Origin of the sequence: Moritella sp. (assembly GCF_013215705.1) — a bacterium.
Taxonomy (GTDB): Bacteria; Pseudomonadota; Gammaproteobacteria; order Enterobacterales; family Moritellaceae; genus Moritella.
Window position 1 is genome coordinate 1 of record NZ_JABSQR010000022.1, and the last position, 23882, is coordinate 23882.

At 40.5% G+C, this 23882-nt stretch carries 25 protein-coding genes; 19 read left to right on the plus strand and 6 right to left on the minus strand.

Annotated features, from left to right (window positions below):
• The first annotated feature begins 289 nt into the window (after positions 1-289).
• The 3 genes from HRT96_RS14705 (at position 290) to HRT96_RS14715 (ending at position 1898) form a co-directional block, all read left to right on the plus strand.
• Positions 290-559, plus strand: coding sequence for a hypothetical protein (locus HRT96_RS14705; protein ID WP_293158198.1), 270 nt, complete (start codon positions 290-292; stop codon positions 557-559).
• A 1-nt stretch (position 560) separates the two neighbouring features.
• Positions 561-899, plus strand: a complete 339-nt coding sequence (locus HRT96_RS14710) for a hypothetical protein (protein ID WP_293158201.1) — start codon at positions 561-563, stop codon at positions 897-899.
• A 117-nt stretch (positions 900-1016) separates the two neighbouring features.
• Positions 1017-1898, plus strand: coding sequence for an alpha/beta hydrolase (locus HRT96_RS14715; protein WP_067042052.1), 882 nt, complete (start codon positions 1017-1019; stop codon positions 1896-1898).
• 539 nt (positions 1899-2437) lie between these two features.
• Here the strand turns inward: HRT96_RS14715 and HRT96_RS14720 are convergent.
• On the minus strand, positions 2438-2605 hold the full coding sequence (locus tag HRT96_RS14720; RefSeq protein ID WP_293158205.1) for a hypothetical protein: 168 nt from the start codon (positions 2603-2605) through the stop codon (positions 2438-2440).
• 204 nt (positions 2606-2809) lie between these two features.
• Here HRT96_RS14720 and HRT96_RS14725 point away from each other — a divergent pair, with 204 nt between their 5' ends.
• Together HRT96_RS14725 and HRT96_RS14730 are read left to right on the plus strand one after the other, a co-directional pair.
• Positions 2810-3226 (plus strand): hypothetical protein, encoded by a 417-nt coding sequence (locus tag HRT96_RS14725; RefSeq protein WP_293158208.1) that lies wholly within the window; start codon positions 2810-2812, stop codon positions 3224-3226.
• Positions 3227-3370: 144 nt separating this feature from the next.
• Positions 3371-3733: a DHCW motif cupin fold protein gene (locus HRT96_RS14730; protein WP_293158211.1), complete on the plus strand. Its 363-nt coding sequence runs from the start codon at positions 3371-3373 to the stop codon at positions 3731-3733.
• A gap of 321 nt (positions 3734-4054) precedes the next feature.
• Here the strand turns inward: HRT96_RS14730 and HRT96_RS14735 are convergent, their stop codons facing one another.
• Positions 4055-5827 carry an acyl-CoA dehydrogenase family protein gene (locus HRT96_RS14735; protein ID WP_293158214.1) on the minus strand — a complete coding sequence of 591 codons (1773 nt, stop codon included), beginning with the start codon at positions 5825-5827 and terminating at the stop codon, positions 4055-4057.
• A gap of 540 nt (positions 5828-6367) precedes the next feature.
• On the opposite strand from HRT96_RS14735, the gene HRT96_RS14740 reads away from it, so the two are divergent.
• Positions 6368-7288 (plus strand): AraC family transcriptional regulator, encoded by a 921-nt coding sequence (locus tag HRT96_RS14740; protein WP_293158415.1) that lies wholly within the window; start codon positions 6368-6370, stop codon positions 7286-7288.
• 54 nt (positions 7289-7342) lie between these two features.
• On the opposite strand, the gene HRT96_RS14745 is transcribed toward HRT96_RS14740, so the two are convergent.
• A complete protein-coding gene (locus tag HRT96_RS14745) occupies positions 7343-9004 on the minus strand; it encodes a CoA-transferase (protein WP_293158217.1) in 1662 nt (553 codons plus the stop codon).
• A gap of 254 nt (positions 9005-9258) precedes the next feature.
• Complete coding sequence (locus HRT96_RS14750) at positions 9259-9507, minus strand: hypothetical protein (protein WP_293158220.1); 249 nt, start codon at positions 9505-9507, stop codon at positions 9259-9261.
• 109 nt (positions 9508-9616) lie between these two features.
• Here HRT96_RS14750 and HRT96_RS14755 point away from each other — a divergent pair, with 109 nt between their 5' ends.
• The 6 genes from HRT96_RS14755 to HRT96_RS14780 all read left to right on the plus strand — a co-directional run bounded on the left by HRT96_RS14755 (position 9617) and on the right by HRT96_RS14780 (position 13940).
• Positions 9617-9994, plus strand: coding sequence for an MAPEG family protein (locus tag HRT96_RS14755; protein ID WP_293140851.1), 378 nt, complete (start codon positions 9617-9619; stop codon positions 9992-9994).
• A 94-nt stretch (positions 9995-10088) separates the two neighbouring features.
• On the plus strand, positions 10089-10970 hold the full coding sequence (locus HRT96_RS14760; protein ID WP_293158223.1) for an NAD(P)-dependent oxidoreductase: 882 nt from the start codon (positions 10089-10091) through the stop codon (positions 10968-10970).
• A 64-nt stretch (positions 10971-11034) separates the two neighbouring features.
• Positions 11035-11505, plus strand: coding sequence for a GNAT family N-acetyltransferase (locus HRT96_RS14765; RefSeq protein ID WP_293158226.1), 471 nt, complete (start codon positions 11035-11037; stop codon positions 11503-11505).
• Between the two features lie 71 nt (positions 11506-11576).
• Complete coding sequence (locus HRT96_RS14770) at positions 11577-12266, plus strand: aspartate/glutamate racemase family protein (RefSeq protein WP_293158228.1); 690 nt, start codon at positions 11577-11579, stop codon at positions 12264-12266.
• A 66-nt stretch (positions 12267-12332) separates the two neighbouring features.
• Entirely contained in the window at positions 12333-12860 is a 528-nt protein-coding gene (locus HRT96_RS14775) for a DUF2867 domain-containing protein (protein ID WP_112712449.1), read from the plus strand.
• Between the two features lie 237 nt (positions 12861-13097).
• Complete coding sequence (locus tag HRT96_RS14780; RefSeq protein WP_293158233.1) at positions 13098-13940, plus strand: methyltransferase domain-containing protein; 843 nt, start codon at positions 13098-13100, stop codon at positions 13938-13940.
• A gap of 113 nt (positions 13941-14053) precedes the next feature.
• Here the strand turns inward: HRT96_RS14780 and HRT96_RS14785 are convergent, their stop codons facing one another.
• The gene (locus HRT96_RS14785; RefSeq protein WP_043994987.1) at positions 14054-14176 is read right to left on the minus strand and encodes a putative transporter small subunit; all 123 of its coding nucleotides are present in this window, start codon (positions 14174-14176) and stop codon (positions 14054-14056) included.
• Positions 14177-14209: 33 nt separating this feature from the next.
• The gene (locus tag HRT96_RS14790; protein WP_293158239.1) at positions 14210-15841 is read right to left on the minus strand and encodes a sodium:solute symporter family protein; all 1632 of its coding nucleotides are present in this window, start codon (positions 15839-15841) and stop codon (positions 14210-14212) included.
• Positions 15842-16840: 999 nt separating this feature from the next.
• Between HRT96_RS14790 and HRT96_RS14795 the strand changes: the two genes are divergently transcribed.
• The 7 genes from HRT96_RS14795 (at position 16841) to HRT96_RS14825 (ending at position 23863) form a co-directional block, all read left to right on the plus strand.
• Positions 16841-17692, plus strand: a complete 852-nt coding sequence (locus HRT96_RS14795) for an RluA family pseudouridine synthase (protein ID WP_293158242.1) — start codon at positions 16841-16843, stop codon at positions 17690-17692.
• A 219-nt stretch (positions 17693-17911) separates the two neighbouring features.
• Entirely contained in the window at positions 17912-18775 is an 864-nt protein-coding gene (locus HRT96_RS14800) for a DUF1338 domain-containing protein (RefSeq protein ID WP_293158244.1), read from the plus strand.
• 85 nt (positions 18776-18860) lie between these two features.
• The gene (locus tag HRT96_RS14805; protein ID WP_293158247.1) at positions 18861-19958 is read left to right on the plus strand and encodes a saccharopine dehydrogenase C-terminal domain-containing protein; all 1098 of its coding nucleotides are present in this window, start codon (positions 18861-18863) and stop codon (positions 19956-19958) included.
• A 22-nt stretch (positions 19959-19980) separates the two neighbouring features.
• A complete protein-coding gene (locus tag HRT96_RS14810; protein WP_293158250.1) occupies positions 19981-21546 on the plus strand; it encodes an aldehyde dehydrogenase family protein in 1566 nt (521 codons plus the stop codon).
• Positions 21547-21638: 92 nt separating this feature from the next.
• Positions 21639-22244 (plus strand): LysE family translocator, encoded by a 606-nt coding sequence (locus tag HRT96_RS14815; protein ID WP_293158253.1) that lies wholly within the window; start codon positions 21639-21641, stop codon positions 22242-22244.
• Positions 22245-22318: 74 nt separating this feature from the next.
• The gene (locus HRT96_RS14820) at positions 22319-23122 is read left to right on the plus strand and encodes an AraC family transcriptional regulator (RefSeq protein ID WP_293158256.1); all 804 of its coding nucleotides are present in this window, start codon (positions 22319-22321) and stop codon (positions 23120-23122) included.
• A gap of 51 nt (positions 23123-23173) precedes the next feature.
• Positions 23174-23863: a siderophore ferric iron reductase gene (locus HRT96_RS14825; protein WP_293158259.1), complete on the plus strand. Its 690-nt coding sequence runs from the start codon at positions 23174-23176 to the stop codon at positions 23861-23863.
• Positions 23864-23882: the final 19 nt, after the last annotated feature.

Here is a 23882-nt window from a genome sequence, read left to right on the forward strand (position 1 = left end):
ACCATAATGGTGATGCTATTGGTTAGTATGACTGGTAGGGCAAAGACTCTGCCGCGCAGCGGCTTCGTTCAACAAGCTATTAAAGTGGGACATAGGAAAGGAATCCAATGAAATTATTATTTAGTATCACAAAGCGTAGGCTTATGCTGACTTCTCCAGCATATTCGTTAACGCTTTCAGCTACAAGCGGTAGAGATGAATGTTTAAATAGTGCAATTCAGGCTTGCCAAATAGCTTCCTTTAAAGGTCCTATACCAAAATTGGGCATTATTATATAAAACCTAAAGATATGAGTAATCCTAGCCTTTTAGGTGATGTTCTTCGAAATTTCAGACCTGATAGTCCAGGTGATTGGGGTGATTGGCGAATTAAAATTTATGCAAAATTGGGTACAAATACTTGGGGGCGAGATAACTTCTTCATCCATGGAGGGAGTATTAAGGGGTCAGCTGGTTGTATTGATGTTGGAGGTGGGTTAACTGGTGATCAAGGAACTGATAAATTATTGAATATTATATCTTCGTCACTGATAAACATTGATCTTGAAGTGGTGGAATAATATGAATTGGATATCTGTGGTAATTATTTATTCGATAACATTGATTGGTTTAATGAAAGCCATACCTTTTTTCGGCATATTCCCTGATTACGTTATTTTTATTTCTTCAGTTGTAGCATCGCTCATATCATTTTTTATAGTTAAAGAAGCTAAGTCGTTAGTGCTAGCTTTTTTTCTGTATTTAGTTATGTTTAGTATTGATTATTTTTGGGGGGTTGGTGTTATCACAAGTAGTAAGACTGAGTCTTTTTACTTTGGGTTAGTTGCGTCAATATTTTTTGTTTTTCCTATGTTGCTGGGTTTTTTATGTAATTATATTATCCAGCGTATCAAAATGTAACAAGTTGCTGAATATGTTCGTAAACTCACTAGGATGTGCAAAGGACGCACACCTATTAGCAAAGCGTTAAATGTCGAACTCGAACTCTGTAAGCATCATCAATGGACTTAAGTAATTATGAATTTGTTTCGTGGTTTCAAAACATCAAAAGATATTAATGAAGAATATAATGCTGTTTTAAGTGTCGATAATTTGGGTATGTATATTGAACAAGACTTGACGCGTAGCAAAGAAACTCGCGATGAATTAAAGTGCTTCGAGGATATTCCCTACGGCTCATCTGAAGATGAAATCTTAGATGTTTATCCTTCAAGTCATATGAACTCGCCAGTGGTTGTTTTTATACATGGTGGATATTGGAAGAGCTTATCGAGTAAAGACTTTAGTTTTGTGGCAAAAGGACTTGTAGAAAAGGGATTTACCGTAGTCTTGACTAATTATTCACTCTGTCCCAAGGTATCTATTCCTGAGATAACCAAACAAAATTGTTCAGCCATAGAATGGACGTATAACAATTCACATAAGTTTAATGGGAATAACCAGAAAATTTTTGTTTGTGGGCATTCCGCAGGTGGTCATCAAGCAGCTATGTTGGCATTATGCGATTGGAATGATCTTGATTTGCCTAATGATGTTATTAAAGGTTGTATTGCAATCAGTGGCTTATTTGATTTATCACCACTTAAATTTTCATGGTTACAAACGGAAATTAATTTAACAGAAAAAATTATTTTAGAGCAAAGCCCACTTTTAGAAGCATCTTTGAATTCTCCCTCAACAATGTTGATTGTTGGTGAATATGAGTCAATCGAATTTAAGCGACAATCATCCGACTATGCAGATAAATTAAGGGATAGCGGTAATGATGTTCAATTGTATTTTTCGACGGGAAAAAACCACTTTTCAGTTGTTCAAGACTTATATCAAAGCGATAGTGAGTTGTGTAGCAATATTGAAAGGTTTATAAAATTAAATGACAGTGGTGCAGTTGGCACTTAACAATAAGAATAGGTGTCGCGCAGCCAACACCTTATTCGGGTGTTGAACAAGTCCAAGCCTTTCTCTATATAGTAAATAACGTGTTTGATCTTGGTGGATACTTCGTCTTGGGGTTACACCCAAGACGAGCGAAATATAGATGAACAACAGACCTGTTATTTATCAATGAACTAGCCAGTTTTTACCATGAGCTTAATCTCTCCAATCTGTAACGTTAATGCCATTATTTCTATTAAAGCCTTTCGGCTAGGTCGTTCGTGTGATCCCAACGCACTTCATTTCATGCTGACAGCAAGGGCAAATGCGTATTGCTTTGCTCGGGGTTATTACTGAGAGTAACGGTATTTTCCAATTAAACATATGCAGTAATATTGCTTGAATACGCATTCGCTGTAATCCTTTGGGAAGCACATGTTGCAAGATGAGCCAGAGAAATTGCAGCGTCGGTAGGTTCTGGTTTTCGTTGCTTGAGTTTGTCCGTCTTTATAGTTGAATGTCACGGTATTATTGCTTGTGTCGATGATGTCTTTGTCGCTTAACTAACCGCTTACCGTTAAACCGTCAGGACTATGATCAAAGTAAGTAGAAATACATCGAATCGAACGAGAATAGGCATCAATGGTCGCTGGCCGTTTACCTTGCAGCCTTAAATTGATAAGCTGTTGTACATAAATAAAATTAAATCGCTGCTGTTGTGAATAATGCATACTAATTATCCCAATAAAGTACCACCATAATGGTGATGCTATTGGTTAGTATTAACGCAGGGTTTTTTACTCTGCCACGCAGTAGCTTCGTTCCAAAAACGCTTTAAATCGGAACAAAAACAGTTGGCTTTTGTTCGTGCTTCACAAATCGTAGCCAACATTTTTAGTCCGCTTAATGCGGCGTTATATTTTTAGAGAGGATTTATGAGTTCTTATATTGTAGGGCACCTTCCAGAAGACCAAGGTCCTGTAACAAGTATATACAAAGAAGTTCGGAAAGTACCATTTTCGTACACCAGCAAAAAGAATGAAGCAGAATTGGCGGCAGAAGGTTCTTATATTTACGTAATTGTAAAAGAAAAGGTGGGTAGAAAAAATGTTTTTAAACTCGCTTATAGCTACAAGTGTACTGAGTGCTTTAGAAAAGCAGGTGGTAAATGGCTCGAAAAATTTGATTATAAAAATACAGTTGAATATGAAAAAGATGGCGAACTAAAATTATTAGACCCCCCATTAGCAATAACTGATTCTGATTTTATTAGTTGGTATAAAACTAAAGCTTTAGGAATGCGTGTAATTCCTGCTGAATATGAATCCGTGTTAAAAGCGATGTTAGTGTAGTTATTAGTTCAAATATAACAAAAAGTTACAGTCGTAAACGATACTGTTTACACAGTTTTTTGCTAACATAAAAGGCTGTGAAAACAGCATCTTATTACTCGCCGCTGAACGTGGTGTTATGTTTCAAATGAGGCGAGAATGTATATGGATAGCAATATTCCTTTTCAGACTATTGATTGGAAAAGTCTTCCCAAGACAGAGCATTCTGGTACTACAGGCATCGCATATTGGCAAACAATGGAGTTCGGTGGTTTACGAGTAAGATATGTAGAATACTCTGAAAATTATAAAGCTGACCATTGGTGTGAAAAAGGGCATATTGTTTACTGTTTGAAGGGTGAGGTTATAAACGAACTCAAAGATGGTACTCAGTCCATTTTGAGTGAGGGCATGTCATATATTGTTTCAGACGACCTTAGCTCTCATCGTTCAATTACTAAAGAAGGCGTCCATCTATTAATAATTGATGGCGATTTCTTGAAATTAAAACATAACATACAAGAATAGATGTCGCGCAGCCGACACCTTATTCGGGTGTTGAACTAGCCAGTTTTCACCATAGAATTTAATACCTCAAACTCATATCGTTAACATCATTATCCTACGATTTTCAGCATCAAGTTGGGTATTACGCCTTTCGGCTAGGTCGTTCGCGTGATACTTACACATTGCATTTCGTAATGGCAACAAGGCAAGTGCGTATTATTGTAATTGCCACTGGCGACAATAATGTGCAAGTGAGGAACGTAACAGTATTGGGGTGTGGACTCGACGAGCCTGCGAACAGACTCAGTCATGAGCCTATTCGAAGAGGATTATGAACCTGTGTTATGGGTTCATTTCGTACTGATCTTTCATTTTATAAGTATAATTTTCCCAGACGCGATTATAGCGTTCTTCGTCAACAGTTGGACGTTTTATCATGCGACTGCAAATCGTTTGTTGAACCAACGTAGTACAACTTTTATGGCTTAGCTGCAGTGCAAACTTGGAAAAATCACGAACCATGAAATCGAAGATCTGCTCAATAAGATCATTCTCGATACCTTTGATTTCGGCATTTTCTAAGATCAGATGTCCGTATACGACCAGGGTAAACAGTTCACCAAGATTCAATAAGAAGTCAAAATCTTTGGCTTGCTCTTTGCTTGGTTTCGCGACGAGGAGCAGTACCTTCAGCAGACGGATCTGTCTTTTAAAGATGTTGACGTTCGGGAGATCTACCTTGTTATATACCTCGCGATAATCATGGAAGCGTGTTTGACTTAACCCTTTCGTCACACCTTGATTAAACAAGAAGCTATCATTAGCTCGTGCGCTCATCGTCGGTATTGTAGGGTACTTGGCCGGTTTGAAGAAATAATTACCCATAAACTTGAGAATCAGTGCCATGTTGATATGCACGGTTCCTTCAAGCTTAGGCAGCGTTCGAATTTCTTTCAACGCGGTTTCGAAGAACATGTCTTTTTCAACACCTTTGGCTGCGATCACATTCCATAGTAAGTCAACGACCTCTTCGCCTTGAGTGGTTACTTTCATTTTAACCATTGGTGTAAACAACAAGTAACGACGATCATCGGCGCTAGCGCAGCGTACGTAGTCAACACCACGTTGGGTAAATAATTTCATCGCGGTTAAACGAGCATAAGATTCATTAAACAGCTGTTTAATATGTACAAAGTCAGTGACATAGTGATCAAATAGGCGGCGATGTGACGCGTGGTTAATAGCTTCGTAAAAGGCATGTGTACTGGTACCGATTGAACCCCAGCCTAAATTAAACTTGCCGACGTTAATTGTGTTCAGCGCCATATCCCACGCGTCACGGCCTTTAGCTAAAATATCTTCTTCACGAATTGGATAATCGTTTAGTTTGTATTCCGCTACATAATTTTGCGAGTTAATGATATTTTTGACGAGTTCATAGTTTTTGTGCTGCGACTCAACGACGAAGAAGACGTATTCATCCGTGTTGGTTAACTTGCCAAAGGTCGATACTAATGCCGCCTTGTTGGCGTTACCAATATAGTACTTACTGCCATTGGCGAGGTAAGTACCGTCTTCTTGACGGGTTAAGTGCATGTCACTGGAGTAGATATCGGCGCCATGTTCTTTTTCAGAAAGACCAAACGCGAAAATACCGCCTTCTTTTAGCAGCTTGGCTGCGCGTTTTTTAGCTACTTCGTTTTTACTGATCCAGATTGGTAATAAACCTAATATAGTTACCTGCCAAGAGTACCAGTGTGACAGTCCATAAAAACTAAAAATTTCGTTAAGTGCGCAGTTTCTATAAGTATCCCAACGGCAATCTTTATCGCCATAACCAGCTGGTGTTAAAAACGTCGAAAACAGTTTTTCTTTTTTTACGAAGTCCAAATAATCAGCGTACCACTTGTATTCGCGTTCATCCGCTTTAATTTTTGCTTTGCCGCGCGCTTCAAAAAATTCGATGGTTTTTAAAACCAGTTCCCTCGATTTCTCATCGAGATGATCGTAGCTATCTAGCTTTGGATTTACTAAAATATTCCGTCGTATTGCGGACGGAGTTGGAGTGACTTTTTTCTTGAAAACAATGTCTTTGGGTAGATTTGGTAATTTCATTCGGAGTTCTCCCTGATACCATTTTAAAAGTATTTTCCGTGTTATAAATGTTAACGTTACTTCGAGTTAAAACCATAACGCATGACTTTACTTTAACGAGCAGAGAGGGATGAAGGAATAGCTTTATATGCCTATAAACTTATCTTTTTACGACACTCTACTATGATGTTTCAACTTGATAGCTGAAGTACTAATTTAATGGGATAAGAATGGATACTATGATTTCTAAAATCGCGGGTAACGTAAAAGTGTCCAAAATGTAAAGGAAAGGTGGTTGTAAATGAGAGAAATAATATATTTTTGTTACTCAGATATAAGTTCTATACCGACATCATCGACACTAAAGAATAAATACTTTAGTTTATTGAACGCTAGCTCCTTGTGATTGTACTTTTTTGTTTAATGATCTGAACACCTACCATAGGACTCAATAAGAAGATGTTAAAAGTTGATGAAGTGCTTAATGTACGATTAATTCCGGTCCTAGGTCCCGCATTACTCATTGAGTACCTTACGGAGAAACATACCATACCGCTGTCTATGATTCTCTGCGAAAGCGGTCTTACAGCGCAGGAAGTTATGGACACATCAACACGCATACCTGCGAGTAAGTTTATTAAACTCATTAAATATGCACAGCGCATTACCCAAAATAATGGCTTAGGTATATTACTTGGTCAAAGTCTTGGTCCTAATTCATTTCAAAGCATGGGGCATGCGGCTATCTCTCAGGCTAATTTGCGCGATAGCTTACGACTGATTATTCTTTATTACAAAACGACAGCTTATTTAACCGAGGTTTCTCTGATAGAACAGGACGGTCTTGCTGTATTTCGAATTAAGCCTTTGGTATATCTAGGTGAAGCCGAAAGTTTCATCATTGATCTGGTGATTAGTGGATTCATTGCTGAATTGAATAAGTTCAACTTTCCAACCTCAATGTTAAAACTGTTTCTCGCAAAACCAAAGCCGGACTACTTTGAAGATTATTTCACTCAGTTAACGCACAGTGTCAGATTTAACGCCGAACACCATGAAGTACATTTTCCGAAGGCTTGGTTAGACCGACCCGTCGTTACAGAGTATGACGTCGACTGTGATGAATCCTTAATCGATATTTGTAATAAAAACCTGGTGCGGGCAGAACAGTCGATTAATACCGTCGAAAGAATTAAAGATTCATTACGGCAAGCATCGGGTCAAATGCCAAGCTTGGAAGATGTTGCGGCATCTTACCTTCAATCAACTCGAAGCCTTCAGCGGGCACTCAAAATCGAAGGTTACGGTTTTCGGCAGCTGATTGAAGACATCAGAAAGGAAAGATCACAGCATCTTTTATTGCAAACGAATATGACCATCGTGGAGATCGCTCTAGAGCTGGGCTATAGTGATCCACCTAATTTTACACGCGCATTTAAGCACTGGTTTGGATGTTGTCCGCTACATTATCGAAATAAATAGTTAACCCTTTCACACTAGGAATGCAGTGGAAAGGGTCTATGCTGCGCTACTCGGTTAATGCGGCACTATAATCTTCATCGGTGAATAGTCCAGAATATCTTTCTGTAAATCAATACCTTCACGTATTTTGATTAGAGTCATACCTTCGTTGGTTAGTTTGAACGTACCCACATCTGTAATGTAGAACACATTCTGGCCTGCTTTTAATGCCTGTTGACCACTAAATGTGATTTGCTCTACCTTATCGACAAACTTTGGTATTCCGCGTTTTTTAATTTCAGTCACGCCATGGCTGGTATGCACTTCACCTTTTGCCATCCACGCGCCGACAAAGAACACCGTTTTGGCTGCGCAGCTAAGATCAATAAATCCTCCCGGTCCTACGTAATTGAGGGCGCCTTCTCCACGTTTGGATGCGTTAACATTACCTTCGCTATCGATCTGTAAAAATCCTAATACAGTGGCTTCCAAACGTTCATTTGCTAATTCAAACACTTCAGGTGAAGATGTGATCTTATCAGGTTTAACCGCGGCACCAAAGAACATACCTGGAGCGGGTACACCGCCGATCACGCCGCCTTCGGTAAACAATGTATAGTTAGATAATAGACCTTTTTTCTGCAGGGTATCGCAAATCAGCTCGGGTAAGCCGATACCAATATTGACATAACTTTTTGGGGCTACATATTGCTGCATTAAGTCCGCGCATTCTTCTGCAATACACATTTGTGATTTACTACGCTTAGGCGTAATACCACCTAACTTGTTCATCAACCTAACCGTTTCCAAACCACTTTCTACGTCCCCTTCAAAATGATCAGTCAAACACAACATCGGATCGTCATGACGTCTTGAGCAAGTTTGTTCTGTTTCAGGGTAGTAAACGATGGCATCTACCTGGTCGGCAGTTAGAAATATCTGGTCAGGTTTTTTCTCGATGAGTTTACCGATATTCACAATTACTTTGCCGCCGTTTTTCTTAGTCGCTAACGCTGCCTCTTTTGACTCACAGATTGTGGAACAGTTTTCAATATAAATATTACCTTCAGCATCAGCCGCAGGTGCGTTAATCATGGCCACATCAATCTTAGGCATTTGATAGCGCAATTTGTCACCGTCAACGGTGATCAAACCTTTCGAGAATCTGTTATTGATGTCGGGAGAATAACGCTTAGGAATAAATACTTCAGAACCGCAGTCAACACGCGGATCGCAAAAGGTGCCGACTCCTGTGGTTGAGGTCACACTTTGTTCGCCTTTTACTGCGGCTTTTACCAACGCGGCCATAATGCCCAACGGGATACAATGCACGGCAAGCTTGCCTTCTTCAGCCATCTCCATTATTGCTCGATAGGTTTCAAAATGAGAACATATAACCTCACTGACTAAACCTTCTACAGCCCACTCTTCAAGAGTGCCTGGCACTTTACCTCGACCGCCAAGTCCTGCTGCAGTAATTAGCGTTAAATTTTGTGGGTGATGTGTTTCTTCAAAAACTTCTCTTAGCGCCCAGGACAGAATAGAGATACGTTGATTACCGCCGATCCCACAAACAATCACGGTCTCTTTGTCTTTAATTAATTTAACGGCATCCCGTGGACCCATAAATTTTGGCGAACCTGGAATCTTATACTGGTAGTGGGTGTCTCTTTCATTCCAGTGTAATCGGTATTGAAAAATATGCTTCATAATACGGGCGCTAGACAATAAGTTCATATTAACACTCCTAGTGGTGTATTGAGGGGGCAGCTTATATTTTATCTTAATAAGCGAGGTGCTATGGCGGAATAGCTTTTTATGCCTATTAACTTATCTTTTTGCGACACCATTGGTTGAGTGCTTGAATTTTTAAACATGGAACCGTGCCGTGGTTTGTTTTTTAGCATTTATAACAATGGTTTAAGTAGTTATGTTCAGATGATGTTGCACGGTAAACATTGTGTTTTTTTAATTCATTTTTAAAGGATTAATCATGATTGAACTTCGATTAATGACATCAAGTGAATATCCAGCCTATATCTATCGACAAACTGTAAGCCATTACGATCAAAGTAAGTTGAAATACGTCGAACAGCACGAGAATAGCCATCAATGGTCGTTGGCCGTTTACCTTGCGGTGTTAAATTGATAAGGTGTTGTTCATAAAGAAGATTAAATCGTTGCTGTTGTTGTGTATGAATACAGGCTTGTTTACTCTGCCATGCAGCGGCTTCGTTCAACCGGGCGCTTAAAGGGATAATGCAGTTGGCTGGCGCTGTTTAGCTTAACTGTATTTTTCCGATTAGCTTAGCGTTAGGCCTCATTAGTTTCATTGAAAGGATAGGGTTAATGACAATTGCATATTGGTGTGTATTAGCTGCTGCAATAATCCCATATATTTGGGTAATTATAGCTAAAGCTTCTAAGCCAGGTTTTAATAATAATAAGCCAAGGATTTTCCTTAATGAATTAAAAGGGTGGGGTCAAAGAGCCAATTGGGCTCAGGCTAATAGTTTTGAAGCCTTTCCTGCATTTGCAGCTGCAGTAATTATTGGTAGTGTAGTTTCAAATGTCGAACAAAATACATTGGATGCATTAGCGTTACTTTTTGTTATATGTAGGCTTTTGCATGGTATTTTTTATATCACAGATAAGGCAACACTTAGGTCTATTGTTTGGTTTATTGGTATTAGTAGTTGGGTAAGTATCTTTGTATTATCAGCCTAACAATCAGCAGCACAAAAACCGCCAGTTTACTTCGCAGGTGTGCTTGGCGTTAGCTGCTTTTAGCTTTAGCTTTAACTTTAATAAGGCGTAGGTGATGAGAGTATTAGTAACTGGTTCCGCGGGTAGAGTTGGACGTGCCATATATATCAAGTTAATGAGAACTCATGATGTAGTAGGTGTAGATAGAACGCCATGCTCCACGACCGATTTTATTGGTGATATCCGTGATACTGATTTCATGGCTAAGGCACTAAAAGACGTCGACATTGTGGTTCATACAGCCGCTCTTCATGCTCCTCATGTCGGTTTACTCAGTGATTCAGAATTCCAAAGTATCAATGTAGATGCCACTGAACAGTTAGCACTGCAAGGTATTAAAAGTGGTATTAAGCACTTTGTATTTACCAGTACAACCGCATTGTATGGTTATGCATCCACGCCACAGGGAACGGCGGGTTGGGTGAATGAGCTGGTTATTCCAAAACCTAAGTCCATATATCATTACAGTAAAGTACAGGCTGAGAGTAAGTTGAAAGAAATATCAACTTTATTCAACTTGCCAGTAACCGTTTTGCAAATGTCTCGTTGTTTCCCTGAGCCAGCCGATCTTATGGGCATTTATCGTCTAACTCGAGGTATAGATTCTCGTGACGTAGCAAATGCTCATTTGTGCGCAATTGAGAAGCGCTTAAATGGTTTTAACCGCTTCATTATTTCGGGTAAAACTCCATTTAGCCAATTGGATTGTCAGCGTCTTTATCAAGAGGCCGATAAAGTGATCAAAGAGCAACTTCCGAGTGTGGCTCAAAATTTTGAGCAAAGAGGGTGGGCACTTCCGACTAGCCTTGACCGTATCTATGATTCTTCGCGAGCACAGATAGAGTTAAGTTGGCAGCCCAAGTATGGTTTTGATAATGTATTAGAAATGTTGGATAGTGAAATGGCTGAAGTTTTGCCTGTGTTGAAACGCAACTAACAAACGCATAAACAAAAGGACAAAAAACAGTCAGCTTTAGCATTAAATTTGTAAGGAAGTATCAATGAATATCAGAAAGGCAACAATTGATGATCTAGATGGATTGGTTGATTTAAATAAGCAAATTGGTGAGTTTCATTTTGAAAATGCTCCGTCTGTATTTTGCAAGCCTTCAGAAGAAGAGAGACAATTTCTTCTGCAGGCTTTGAATGATCAGGAAAGGCTATTTCTTGTCTCAACCATCGACAAAAAGGTTACTGGCTTTCTTACCGCAACAATTTCACAAAATGAAGTAATTCCATTCCTCAGCAAAGAGCCAATTTGCCGGGTTGGTACAATTGTAATTGACCAATATCATAGAGATTCAGGGTTAGGGAAAAGTCTGATGCTCGAGTGCAAAAAATGGGCATTATCCTCTGGTGCTAAAGAAATAAGACTTGAGGTGATGGAGTTCAATGACAAAGCACAGGGCTTCTATAAAAATCTTGGGTTTCACACCCAATCAAAAATAATGTCGCAGTCAATCTGCGGCTAACAAGTAAAGGCATTAGACGCGAAAAGTCGCGCCCATGCTTTAAGCGTTGCAAGTTCATTCTGTGAGGTTCTATGAAAACAATTGGTCTTTTAGGTGGCATGAGTTGGGAAAGTACAGTTGGATACTATCAAGCAATCAATAAAGGTATCAAAGAGTCACTTGGCGGTTTACATTCTGCAAAAATTGCTATGTATAGTGTTGATTTCGATCCGATTGAGAAATTACAACATAGTGGCGATTGGGATGGTACTGCAAAAATCCTGATTGATGGGGCTAAGAAAATTCAAGCTGCAGGTGCAGATGTCTTATTAATATGTACAAATACAATGCATAAAGTCGCCCCTCAAATAGAAAACGCTATCGATATTCCCTTACTGCATATTGCCGATGCTACCGCTGCCGTTCTTGCGGAAAAAGGAATTAAAACGGTAGGTTTACTGGGGACCGCTTTTACGATGGAACAAGACTTCTATAAAGGGCGTTTAACGGAAGATCATGGCTTAACTGTTTTGATTCCTAATGAAGCAGATAGAAACATTGTTCATAATGTTATTTATAAAGAGCTTTGCTTAGGTAATTCACTTCCTGGTTCTAAAGCTGAATACTTACGAATTATTGAATCATTAGCGAATCAAGGCGCTGAGGCGGTAATTCTTGGTTGTACTGAAATTGGAATGTTGGTTGATCAAAGTGATACAGACATAATTCTTTTAGATACAACATATATTCATGCTAAGAAAGCTGTTGAGTGGGCAATATAACAAGCCCATAAAATCAGGTTCGCAACGCTTATTAGAACGTTGGTATCAAGGGACGAATGTGCAACTATGAAAGCTAAAATCGAGAAATGTAATGTTCCAAACAGTAGCCAAATATCGAAAAGTTTGAGTGGCGCTTACTATTTTGATGCTTATTGTTTTCCTACAAGATATAGGGAAAGAACATCACTTCAAATTTGGTTAGCGCATGTTTCAACTGTGCCTGCTTGGGTAAACTTTTTAATGGCAGCGCGAAACAAATTAGTATCAGCACTGGGTCTAAAAAACCTTGGACATCTAGGTGCTGTGGATGAAGGAAAGCCAATTAATAATTACCGAGTTGGTGATCGAGTAGGGATATTTACTATATTATCACTGAGCGATAATGAAATTGTTTTAGGTGATTCAGATAAACACTTAGATGTGAAGGTATCTGTTTTTAAAGATATTAATGATAGTGAGTTTATTACAATATCTACAGTTGTCCATGTTCATAACGCGCTTGGAAAGACATATATGCTGGTTGTAGAGCCAATACATAAATTGATAGTTCCTTCAATAATAAAGCGAGCTGAGTTTAGTGAAATTAATGGATGACAAGTTGCTCCTAGCCTTGCCGAGCATCAGTGCTGCTCGTTGTAATCCTGTCGTCAACACATGCTGCAAGATAAGCCAAAGGCATCTCAGCCTCGCTATTCTCGGCTGTGAGCAATCATCAGTTAATTAATAGTCGATGATGTTGATTTTTTCGGAGGAATATCATTATTTAAGTAAGCCCTCTAACGTTGACGGTGTATAGTAGAGTCAGTATTTTTAACTAGATAGACGAACTATATGCCCAATTACTACCTTCATACAACAAATGCCAAACAGGCGCTGGAGGCTATCGCCAAAGGACAGTCTTGCGTGCGGATCTCTGTTGATCTGAATATTTCTGAGCAGGACTTCTCCTTAAATGACCAGAGCCTTGTGCTCGACGAAGACAATCGACTTTCTATTGACGAACTCAAAAAAATCGTCAAGAAGACGCAGAGGATCTACCTCTGTAGCGATGGCGATATGGTTCCGCTTGAAGACCGCAGCCGTGGCTACTATAAACTTGCACCCACTGCAGGATCACCTCTGCTAGAAATTAGTGGCGTCAAGATGCACATATCCAAGGGAACAGATCCTTTTGTTAGTGCTTCCGAGATGGCTCAAAAGGCTGTACGCAAGGGTGATAAGGTACTGGATTGCTGTAGCGGACTAGGCTATGCGGCTATTGCTGCCCACCGACTAGGCGCAAGCGAGGTACTCACTATCGAGTTGAGCCCAGAGGTAATGGGGCTACGTGCGCAAAACCCTTGGTCAAACGATTTGGGGAACAAGGGGATAGTGCAACGTCAGGGCAGTAGCTATGAGCTGATACAGACCATGGATGCGGCTTCTTTTGATTCGGTCATTCACGATCCACCGCGCTTTTCCCTTGCAGGTGAGCTCTATAGCGAAGAGTTCTACCGACAGATCTACCGGGTGCTGCGCAGAGACGGACAGCTATTTCATTACACCGGAAATCCACACATAATAAAGAAGGGCAGCAGCTTTGTTGACGGCGTCATCCGTCGGTTAAAAGCAGCGGGCTTTAAGAACATAGTAAAGGTCGAGCATCTGATGGGAGTCAGTGCGCAGAAAAAATAGAATGAAAAACACCCATGAGAATGCTCTATTCACATGGGTGTTTTGTTTTTACCACACACTACTCAGTGACTTTTAGCCATTGAGCAGTGTGAGTCTTTTCTGCATTTTATTGTTTAAACTATATCACGGTCTTCGCGTTTGGCTTCTGCCAAGTCTTTAACAAAAGCTCTGACGATGACGAACAGCACTGCCGCTGAAATTACTGGCCATATTAAAATATAGAGGGATAACATCATGTTGTGCTCCTAGGCTTAATTATAAAATAGTGGTTAATCATCAAAATGTTGAACGCGTTCATGGATCAGCGCAAAGTCAAATCGTTCATTACTTGTGAGACTAACCGCAGTACAAATCATGGTACTTGTACCGTAGGCAACCAGAGAACCAAGTAGCACAGTGTAGTCACGTAAGAAATCGTGGAAATAGAACGCGCATAACACACCTACGATTGAACCAGCGATAAGCGCCACGTTGCGATTTGTAAAGCCAAAGAACATTAAGCCAATCACAGTACCACCACCGACAGCAGCAATAAATTCTAGGCTGTAAGCCCAAATCCCGACGAGTGCGAACCATTCAAAACGCACCAAGCAAAATAGAATTAAGCCACCGAGTACAGCACTTAAGAAAGCGCGGTTGGTCACTCTGTCCCAATAACAGCTAGCGATAACAGGGAAAACAAGCGTACCCCATAATGCACCAACAAATACCAGCATGACTAGAATGTCGAGCGAGAAACTAGCGAGGATTAAACCAAGGGCTGTCGCGACAATCATGGTTATACGACCCAGTAACAGCATTTTCTTATTGTCGATTTTACCTTTGGCTAAGTTTTTAGCGTAGATATCAGTCATGACAATGGCAGAAAGTGCAGAGAGATCTGAATCAGCTGTCGATGACAAAGAGCCAATAACTAAGATAAACAGCATACCTATTGCAAATGGCGGTAGGTAGGCTGAAGCTACTTGCGGGATCAGGTTGTTCAGGTCGCCTTCATGAGGCGTCATGCCCATAAGCAGAGCCATCATACCAAGCATACCCAAACCGATAACGATTGAACCGTAGCCTAGTGTCGCCGTAATAAATGACGATTTAATGAGGTCTTGGCGTACCGCAAAAAGTCGTTGGGCAATTGTTTGATTACCGATGCCGTAGGCTAGAACGGCTACAAAGAATGGTGCGCCTTGCTCTAAAATTGCTTTAGTCGAGAAAAAGTCGGCTTGTTCAGCGGTGATTATACTGAAGCCTTGTGAAAGCGCCTCTGATCCGCCCATGTTGAAATAAATCCAAGGGATTAACACAATAGCGACGAGCATCATGGCCACAACTTGTGCGAAATCGGTTAAGATTGAAGCTCTGAAACCTGACCATAAAGTATAAGATAAAACGCCAATACCAGCTATTACTACGCCAACTTCGAAAGATAATGGTGTTAACACCGATACCAATGCGCCTGCAGCGGTGAAGTTAACCATTAGGCTTATAACACTACCCACTAAGTTTGAAACGGCTAAGATCAGCTGACTTGAAGAACCGTGTCTTGCTTGCATTATTTCAGCTAAAGTACGTGCTCTAGGGGCGAGTTCACGGAAGCGTTGTCCGTAGGGATAGATAAATAATATCATTAGAGCTCCCCAGAATCCGTAGTGCATGGCACCGGATAAACCATATTGGTAGCCTGAGCTTGCCGCGCCGTAAAAAGATGCAGCCCAAATCCAGGTAGCCGTCATACTTGCTGCTGCTATGCCAAATCCTACTGCGCCATTGGCAACCATATAGCCATCGACACTGCTCGATTTTTTTGAAGCTAAGGTTGAGAACAGAAAGGTAAGGCCGTAAAAGCCAATTAAGAGAATAAGGGTAGTACTTGTTGAGAATTGATAAAACACTGGGTCTAACATAGGTCTCCTTGGGGTTATGATTATGGCGAGAATTGAAATGCGTGGAATAAAGCAATAGCATGTCTTATTTCTTGACTCTGCACGGAAACTATTCGCATAAGCAAAGACTCGGCGGCTTACTTATACATCATCCGTCATATAAAATCAACGCGCTAAAAGCCCTCAGAGACCCTCTAACGCACTTTAAGTGTAATTAAGGCTCCATGATGTGACTAATTTAGAACGTTAAATTGCAAGCGAATAAGGGCGTGTGCTGGATGCGTAATATCTGTCACCGTATTTTACTAAAACAAAAAAGCCTACAAAGACTATGCACATGCTTGTTATTTCATATGTGCATATCATTTAATACAGTTAAATGGAAGGGTATCATTATCAAAAACAGCATGTTAGGTGTGGTTAGACCAGTTTGTTTTCTACAATGTTCCAAGAGGTCTAAGTCATTGATTTAGGCTTCAATGTGTTGGATGAATGCCAAGTTGATAACGGTTTTTATGGCGTAGTAATTGGTCATTAAATGCATCATTATATGTTTAATTTACGCATAATAAAGGCACCATATTAGGTTAAAATTCTACCTAAGAATATATTTTGATATTTTATTTCATAAAGCCTGATATTTGGGGGTATGTTGCAATCTAATGATTGATGCAGGGTTTAAATCTTTCTTCTTCCATAATAATACTTAATGGTAGTCGATGGTATTTAGTTGTATTCATGGTATTTAATGATGCTTAATGGGATTGTTTTATACAGAGTGATTAGTATTCTGGACAAACACTCCGGTTTATCTTGTGCTGAAAATTAATATCAATATACTCAGGCTCATAATTAGTCTTGTATATCCCCAAGTTACTTCAATATATAACTTACAAGATTAAAAAATAATTTACAGGACGGTTCGTTTTATCAAATCGAGACGTCTACTATATAAATGTTAAGTGATGATCATTATGTTTAAAGCATTACTGGAACAAGCTGGTTGGAGAATAACTTACTATGTCTGATAGATTACGAGTGAAAGAGGCCTCAGGTCTACTGCTCTTCCTCAATACTCAGCTAAAAGGCTGGAGTCGAAAAAACATAAAACAGCGACTGAAAACAGGTTGCGTACTGGTCAACGATCAGCAAATCATGAAGCATGACCATGAGCTCAACGTTGGCGACAATGTAGAGGTTCGGGCAGCGGGAAAGAACACGCAACTGGGTGTTCGCCACCTCGAAATTTTGTATTCGGACAATGATCTTGTTGTCATTAACAAACCTGCAGGCTTGTTGTCAGTGGCATCAGCCAATGAAAACAAGCAGCATGCGCTTGCTATTCTTCGCAAGCAACTCTCACATGCAAAAAACGCTGTTGCTTTATGGCCTGTTCATCGCCTCGATCGTGATACATCGGGTGTGTTGATGTTTGCAACGTCTCGTGAGATGCGTGACGCTGTGAATGAGGGATGGTCAGGGGCCGAAAAAACCTACCTTGCGGTAGTTGAAGGTAGCCCTAAACCAAGTAAAGGGCGTATTGACCAGCCCTTGAGAATGGACCCAGAGAAGTATCAGATGATTGTTGGCCCACATTCGGAAGCCAAAAACGCCGTCACCCATTTTAAAACGCTGCGCACTGTAAAAGAGCTGACATTGCTTGAAGTTAAACTCGAGACGGGTCGACAACATCAAATCCGTGCTCATATGGCCTGGTTAGGACATTCGGTGATTGGCGATCCGCGTTATGGCACTGATGGACCACGCATGGGACTGCATGCATTAAGCTTAAGTATTACGCGACCAAATACGGGCAAACGACTCACTTTTGAGGCGCCAGCACCAGTTGAATTTCTTGACCTGTTGCGATAGTCCAAAATATTGATAGCGAAAACAGTCTACTTTCCGTTGTAGGCTGTTTATTCTAAGCGTCATCCGCCCCTACGTTTTAAGTGGGAGTATGACTCAGTTATTCGTTCTTAACCCTCTGAAGTCTCACACTTGATCTCGCCTGCTAGCAAAACCTGAATTCATCACCTATCTTAGTATTAATAATCTCTGAAAACAGCAATGCAATTAAGGAGATAACCCATGTCTGTTTTAGATACATTTTTTACCAAACTTTGGCAGCAGTACAGTGTCATTAGCCCACAAGCAGTCGATATACATCAGCTGTTTGAACGTCGTGGTGAAGAATTAGTGAATGATCACGTTGCTTTTCGTACCTTCGCCGACTCGCATATTGGCATAGATATATTAGAAGATGAGGTATTAGCGCTCGGTTATCGGCATCTTGATTCTTACCAATTTGATGTTAAAAAATTAGATGCGCGTTGTTATGTTCATGATAAGTCACCGACCAAAATATTCATTAGTGAGTTGCGTTGGCAGTCTTTATCCGACGCTTCTCAGGTCATTATTCAAGATATTATCGAACAGGCAAAAGCGACATTAAAGTCTCCCTTACTTGAACAATCGAGCAGAGGACTTATTCCCTTATTAAGTGCCGGTCGGTTATGGCAATTACCCAGCTATGCAGACTATCAAACCTTAGCGTCAGAGTCCGAGTACGCCGCTTGGTTATCAGTCTGGGGATTACGTGCTAACCATTTTACCATCTTTGTAAATCACTTAAAAAGTACCCCTGAATTGACAGACGTCGTGGCGTTATTACAGCAACAAGGTTATCAATTGAATGAGGCCGGTGGGGTGATCAAAGGCGCACCCTCGGATTTATTAATTCAAGCATCAACCATGGCAGATACTTGCATTGTCAATTTTAATGATGCTGGCGAACAAGCCATTAGCAGTTGTTATTACGAATTTGCACAGCGGTTTAACCAAGAGAATGGCGCGTTATACCAAGGTTTTGTACCGCTGAGTGCAGATAAAATATTTGAATCGACTAATATGAAATCCATACTTGGGAGTACTACTCCCGATAACGAAAATTAGGTGTTAGTCGCTTTTTATCCGTAAGAATGGAAAGGGATAGACTGTACTCATGCATTAATTAGAGTTCAGTCTTAGGGAGTTATGAATGGCAAAACGAATTGTTGTTTTAGGGCTTGGTCGAATTGGTGGCGCAATTGCCAAAATCCTCAATAGTCACCCTGATTATGATGTTACGGGTGCTGATATCAACCCCGATGCAGTCGCTCATTTTAGTGACCAATTTACAACTAAGTTATTATCTAATTCGTCACCTGATATGCGAGATTATAATGATTTACTCGCGGGGCAGGATGCGGTCATTTCGGCGTTAACATTCAATGATAATCCTTACGTTGCACAGGCAGCCTTAGCTAATGGCTGTAGTTATTTTGATTTAACCGAAGATGTACGTTGTACCCAAGCCATTAAAGAAATCGCACTCGCTGCAGCGCCGGGGCAGGTATTTATGCCGCAGTGCGGTTTAGCCCCTGGTTTTATCGGTATTTTAGGTTATAGCTTTCGGTCTTATTTCGACCGACTTGATAGTCTTAAATTGCGTGTTGGTGCCTTACCAGAATATCCATCAAATCAAATGATGTACAACCTGACATGGTCAACTGAAGGGTTAATTAATGAATATGCCAATCCCTGTGAGTCCATCAAAAATCATATTCCGACCTTAACGGAACCGTTAGAAGGTCGTGAAGTGTTTTCTATTTCTGGCGTTGAATACGAGGCGTTTAATACCTCGGGTGGTCTGGCTAATCTTTGCTATACCTTGGACGGAAAACTACGAGAACTGACTTATAAAACTATCCGTTATCCAGGCCATTGCAAACTAATGAAATTCTTGTTTCATGACTTACGGCTAGGGGAAGAGGGTAAACGTCGCGACATGTTGATGGAAATATTCGAAAGTTCAGTGGCGACCACAATGCAGGACCTGGTGTTGATCTCTGTGGTGGCAACGGGTTATGTCGACGAAAAATTAAGACAATGTAGTCGTACTTTTTTACTGCGACATACTGCAGAGCAAAGTGCGATCCAAATCTCTACAGCGAGTGCGGCAGTAACTACGGTTGATTTAATTTTAAACAGCAGTGAGCAAAGGCAGGGTTTTGTTGAGCAAGAGACGTTAGACATTGACGATTTTTTAGCCAATGAGTTTGCCAAAGCTTATCGAGACGCGGAATTAAGTATTTAACGGTAATGACGAGGATAATCACATGCATGAAGCAATTTTGAAAACCGTTCTTGGCGATTTTTATGCTCTCGATAAACACTATGGTAGTGCGTATCTGGGGGACCAGTGCTTTGATAGTGAGACTAAAGTAGATGTGATTAGCCCGAATGATGGTCAGAAATTTGTTTCCATCAGTCATGCACAACCCGATGTGATTGAAAACGTGATCAACAGTGCAAAAACTGAGTTTTATCATTGGCGTAGTGTGCCTGCGCCGCAACGAGGTGAGTTAGTCAGACTGTTTGCCGAAAAAGCCCGTGCAGCGAAACATCAATTAGCGACCATTATTAGCCTTGAGTCGGGTAAGCCATTTCAAGAAAGTTTAGGTGAAGTGCAAGAACTAATTGACGTATGTGATTTTGCAGTTGGCTTATCGCGACAACTTTATGGGTTAACGATTGCCACCGAAAGACCAAATCACAGAATGATGGAGCAATGGCATCCTATTGGCCCTATTGTGATCATTACTGCATTTAATTTCCCCATGGCAGTATGGGCTTGGAATGCCACACTGAGTTTGATTTGCGGTAACAGCATCATTTGGAAACCATCAAGTCAAACGCCACTCAGCGCATTGGCTTGCCATCGATTATTATTGTCAGCGATTAAACAATTTGGCGGTAATGCGGAACTCAGTAGCATCGTGTTTGGTGAGAAAACGCAGGTTGAACAATTGGTCGATCATAAGGATATTGCGTTGGTATCAGCGACTGGCTCATGTGCCATGGGCCGAGCGGTGAATTGCCGTGTCGCTGCGAGATTGGGACGTACACTGCTAGAGCTTGGTGGTAACAATGCCATGATCGTTTGCCCGAGTGCCGATCTTGAATTAGCAATTCGTGCGATCACCTTCTCTGCCTTGGGGACAAGCGGACAACGGTGTACGACGCTGCGTAGATTGATTGTGCATAGTAGCTTAAAACATCAAGTGCTCACCAAACTAGAAGCAATTTATAACACAGTGAGTATTGGTGATCCTTTTGATGGCCTGAATTTAATGGGTCCACTGATTAATCAGCAGGCCATTGATTCCATGATAGTGAGTATCAATACGGCTATCTCTCAGGGGGGCAAGTTGATCACGGGTGGTGAACGAGTCTCGAACTTAAGCAATAAAGAAAAAGAAGAACACGGATTTTATATTACGCCCGCCATTGTGGATATCGACCCTCAAGCTGATATCGTTCAGCAAGAAACTTTTGCACCGTTACTTTATGTGCACAGTTACGATTCACTTGAGCAAGCTATCGCTATCCAAAATAGTGTCAGTCAGGGGCTGTCTTCCGCGATCTTTACTAAAGACATGGCCGAAGCTGAGATATTTATGAGTGCAAACGGCTCTGACTGTGGGTTAGTCAATGTCAATATCGGTACCTCTGGTGCGGAAATAGGTGGTGCGTTTGGCGGCGAAAAAGACACGGGTGGTGGTCGCGAAAGTGGTTCCGATGCATGGAAGAGTTACATGCGCCGCACTACAAATACCATTAATTACGGTAGTGAGTTACCCTTGGCACAAGGCATTAGTTTTGATATGCCAAAAGGTGATTAGGCAATGCATTATACTAGAGGGTAGCAATTTTGTTCAATACTGACTGTTAGTCCAACGGTATATTATAAGCATCAATTTATGTAGAGGTGTTTATGATTACAGTTATATTATCGATGGCTATTTTTGTCTTAGTTGGCGCTATCTCTCCCGGACCAGTTAATATTATTGCGACAAGCTCAGGGGCTTGTTTTGGATTTTTCCGTACCGTACCACATGTAATAGGTGCAACATTCGCTTACACTTTGATCGTACTGTTGGTTGGTTTTGGTTTGAACCAATCGTTAATACAATATCCAGAAATAACTAACATTTTAAAATACTTAGCTGGTATTTACCTCCTGTACATGTCATTTAAAATTGCCACATCGGTTCCTTTAAACGTAACAGTCAGTTCAGGGGTCAAACAACCCCCTTCATTTATAGACGGTGTATTATCTCAGGGGTTAAACCCGAAAGCTTGGCTTGTTTCTATGTCGGGAGTGAGTATATTTGTGTCCGTCCACACCGAGTCCACATTCTATTTACTTGTATTCAGTGCGATATCATTTACTGTATGTTTTGTTGGCATATCGACTTGGGCTGCCATGGGACATGTTATTCGAGACCATTTATCAACGCGAACACGACAAATAAGATTTAACATGATAATGGGATTATTACTAAGTATTAGCGTTATCTCGATGTTCTTTGGCCTGTAAGTCGTATGATAATTTAATGTACGTTGAATTGATAATAACGACAATTGGAATTGATAAACACAAGGATGAAGGCAATGAAGCAGGATAAAACCGTATTCTTCAAACAAAGTAAGGCGTTGCCATTTGTCGAGATGCGGCAAGCGTCACGATCGAGTGCCTGCTATCAGGGACATACTCACGATGAGTTTTCATTTGGTGTGATTGATACCGGGATTGCTGATTATAACAACTTAAATCAGCACAATCGCATTGGCCAAGGTGATACGGTGACTATTAACCCAGGTGATATCCATTCATGTAACCCAACTGCAGGTGATTGGTCTTATCGTATGTTATTTGTTGATACAGGTTGGGTGGGAGAACTGCAAGCTGAGATCAGTGGCATAGATAGCATTGATTACTCTCCTTTTACCAATCGTTATTTACGTAGCCAACAAGCGTATGGTAATTTTGACTTATTATTTACCAATTTATTACTCGAACCTAATGCACTGTCGGCAGAAGCGTTACTGATAGAATACATGCAGCAGCATTGGTTAACGAAAGATCTAGAAAAATCAGCTCCCACGCATATCCACAGAGTAAAAGAAATGATTGCCGATCAACTTTATATTAATCATTCACTCACCGATCTAGCTCAAGAGTCAGGGTTAAGTCGTTTTCATTTACTGCGTACTTTTAAACAGACCTATGGTTTGTCACCGCATGCATTTCAATTAGATGAACGCATTAAGAGTGCGAAGATATTGCTTAAATCTGGGCACTCTATTATAGATACTTCTAATGCATTAGGGTTTGCAGATCAAAGTCATTTACAACGAAACTTTAAAAAACGTTTAGCGGTGACGCCAAAACAGTACCAATCATTTTTTGTTTAACTATTTAACTATTTTAGTTTTTAGTTCAAAAACGCGACAAAAGAAAAAATTATGCACAGAGATGATTATAGTTATCTTTTTAAAACAGCAGAGACCATAACCCCATTACTTAAAGGGGAAGTAGGATCTGTAGATCAAGCTGATATTCATTTACAGCAAGCTAATCAAGATGTCATTAAGCTACTATACCAATATTGGAAAATCGAGCATCCCGAAGCGGGTTCAGCATATTGGCTAACACAAAGCTGGATCATGTTACTGTGGCAGCCAATTCAACTCGCTTTTATTAGCGTTTATACGACGCAGGCGGTGCCTACATTACGTCATATCGGCCAATATTATGATAATGGCTTAGTCGCGGGTTATATTTTACCGAAAAACCCCATGGTTACTGGCGAATTAGCGCAATTAGTGGCGTATGCGGGGCAAGAATTATCTATTTTGTTTAATGGATTACAGCAACAGTTTTCTGCCATCGCTAGGTTTACCTCTAGGCTTACAGAGCCATTATTAGCTGACCTTATTTTGATTAATTTGTTGAAGCTACAACAACATAAACCGATTATCGATATCTATCAACAAGCCCAACGTTGGTTTTCCGCCTTGGATATGCCAGCGCAATATTTGGATTCACTATACAAGCAACTAAATGATAAACAGTGGTCGGTAAAGCGGGTCAGTTGTTGCATGTATTATCGTCGTAGTGATGGCGGTTTTTGTTTAGCGTGTCCAAATAAATAACTTGAGTTTTTTTCCAATG

Excerpts from the sequence above, each read along its gene's own strand:
- HRT96_RS14825 (WP_293158259.1), top strand. The coding sequence starts at position 23,174 with ATGCACAGAGATGATTATAGTTATCTTTTTAAAACAGCAGAGACCATA.
- HRT96_RS14775 (WP_112712449.1), top strand. The coding sequence starts at position 12,333 with ATGAAAGCTAAAATCGAGAAATGTAATGTTCCAAACAGTAGCCAAATA.
- HRT96_RS14765 (WP_293158226.1), top strand. The coding sequence starts at position 11,035 with ATGAATATCAGAAAGGCAACAATTGATGATCTAGATGGATTGGTTGAT.
- HRT96_RS14815 (WP_293158253.1), top strand. The coding sequence starts at position 21,639 with ATGATTACAGTTATATTATCGATGGCTATTTTTGTCTTAGTTGGCGCT.
- HRT96_RS14740 (WP_293158415.1), top strand. The coding sequence starts at position 6,368 with ATGATTCTCTGCGAAAGCGGTCTTACAGCGCAGGAAGTTATGGACACA.
- HRT96_RS14755 (WP_293140851.1), top strand. The coding sequence starts at position 9,617 with ATGACAATTGCATATTGGTGTGTATTAGCTGCTGCAATAATCCCATAT.
- HRT96_RS14720 (WP_293158205.1), bottom strand. The coding sequence starts at position 2,605 with ATGCATTATTCACAACAGCAGCGATTTAATTTTATTTATGTACAACAG.
- HRT96_RS14800 (WP_293158244.1), top strand. The coding sequence starts at position 17,912 with ATGTCTGTTTTAGATACATTTTTTACCAAACTTTGGCAGCAGTACAGT.
- HRT96_RS14705 (WP_293158198.1), top strand. The coding sequence starts at position 290 with ATGAGTAATCCTAGCCTTTTAGGTGATGTTCTTCGAAATTTCAGACCT.
- HRT96_RS14780 (WP_293158233.1), top strand. The coding sequence starts at position 13,098 with ATGCCCAATTACTACCTTCATACAACAAATGCCAAACAGGCGCTGGAG.
- HRT96_RS14735 (WP_293158214.1), bottom strand. The coding sequence starts at position 5,827 with ATGAAATTACCAAATCTACCCAAAGACATTGTTTTCAAGAAAAAAGTC.
- HRT96_RS14710 (WP_293158201.1), top strand. The coding sequence starts at position 561 with ATGAATTGGATATCTGTGGTAATTATTTATTCGATAACATTGATTGGT.
- HRT96_RS14810 (WP_293158250.1), top strand. The coding sequence starts at position 19,981 with ATGCATGAAGCAATTTTGAAAACCGTTCTTGGCGATTTTTATGCTCTC.
- HRT96_RS14785 (WP_043994987.1), bottom strand. The coding sequence starts at position 14,176 with ATGATGTTATCCCTCTATATTTTAATATGGCCAGTAATTTCAGCGGCA.
- HRT96_RS14820 (WP_293158256.1), top strand. The coding sequence starts at position 22,319 with ATGAAGCAGGATAAAACCGTATTCTTCAAACAAAGTAAGGCGTTGCCA.
- HRT96_RS14770 (WP_293158228.1), top strand. The coding sequence starts at position 11,577 with ATGAAAACAATTGGTCTTTTAGGTGGCATGAGTTGGGAAAGTACAGTT.
- HRT96_RS14790 (WP_293158239.1), bottom strand. The coding sequence starts at position 15,841 with ATGTTAGACCCAGTGTTTTATCAATTCTCAACAAGTACTACCCTTATT.
- HRT96_RS14725 (WP_293158208.1), top strand. The coding sequence starts at position 2,810 with ATGAGTTCTTATATTGTAGGGCACCTTCCAGAAGACCAAGGTCCTGTA.
- HRT96_RS14795 (WP_293158242.1), top strand. The coding sequence starts at position 16,841 with ATGTCTGATAGATTACGAGTGAAAGAGGCCTCAGGTCTACTGCTCTTC.
- HRT96_RS14730 (WP_293158211.1), top strand. The coding sequence starts at position 3,371 with ATGGATAGCAATATTCCTTTTCAGACTATTGATTGGAAAAGTCTTCCC.
- HRT96_RS14760 (WP_293158223.1), top strand. The coding sequence starts at position 10,089 with ATGAGAGTATTAGTAACTGGTTCCGCGGGTAGAGTTGGACGTGCCATA.
- HRT96_RS14745 (WP_293158217.1), bottom strand. The coding sequence starts at position 9,004 with ATGAACTTATTGTCTAGCGCCCGTATTATGAAGCATATTTTTCAATAC.
- HRT96_RS14805 (WP_293158247.1), top strand. The coding sequence starts at position 18,861 with ATGGCAAAACGAATTGTTGTTTTAGGGCTTGGTCGAATTGGTGGCGCA.
- HRT96_RS14715 (WP_067042052.1), top strand. The coding sequence starts at position 1,017 with ATGAATTTGTTTCGTGGTTTCAAAACATCAAAAGATATTAATGAAGAA.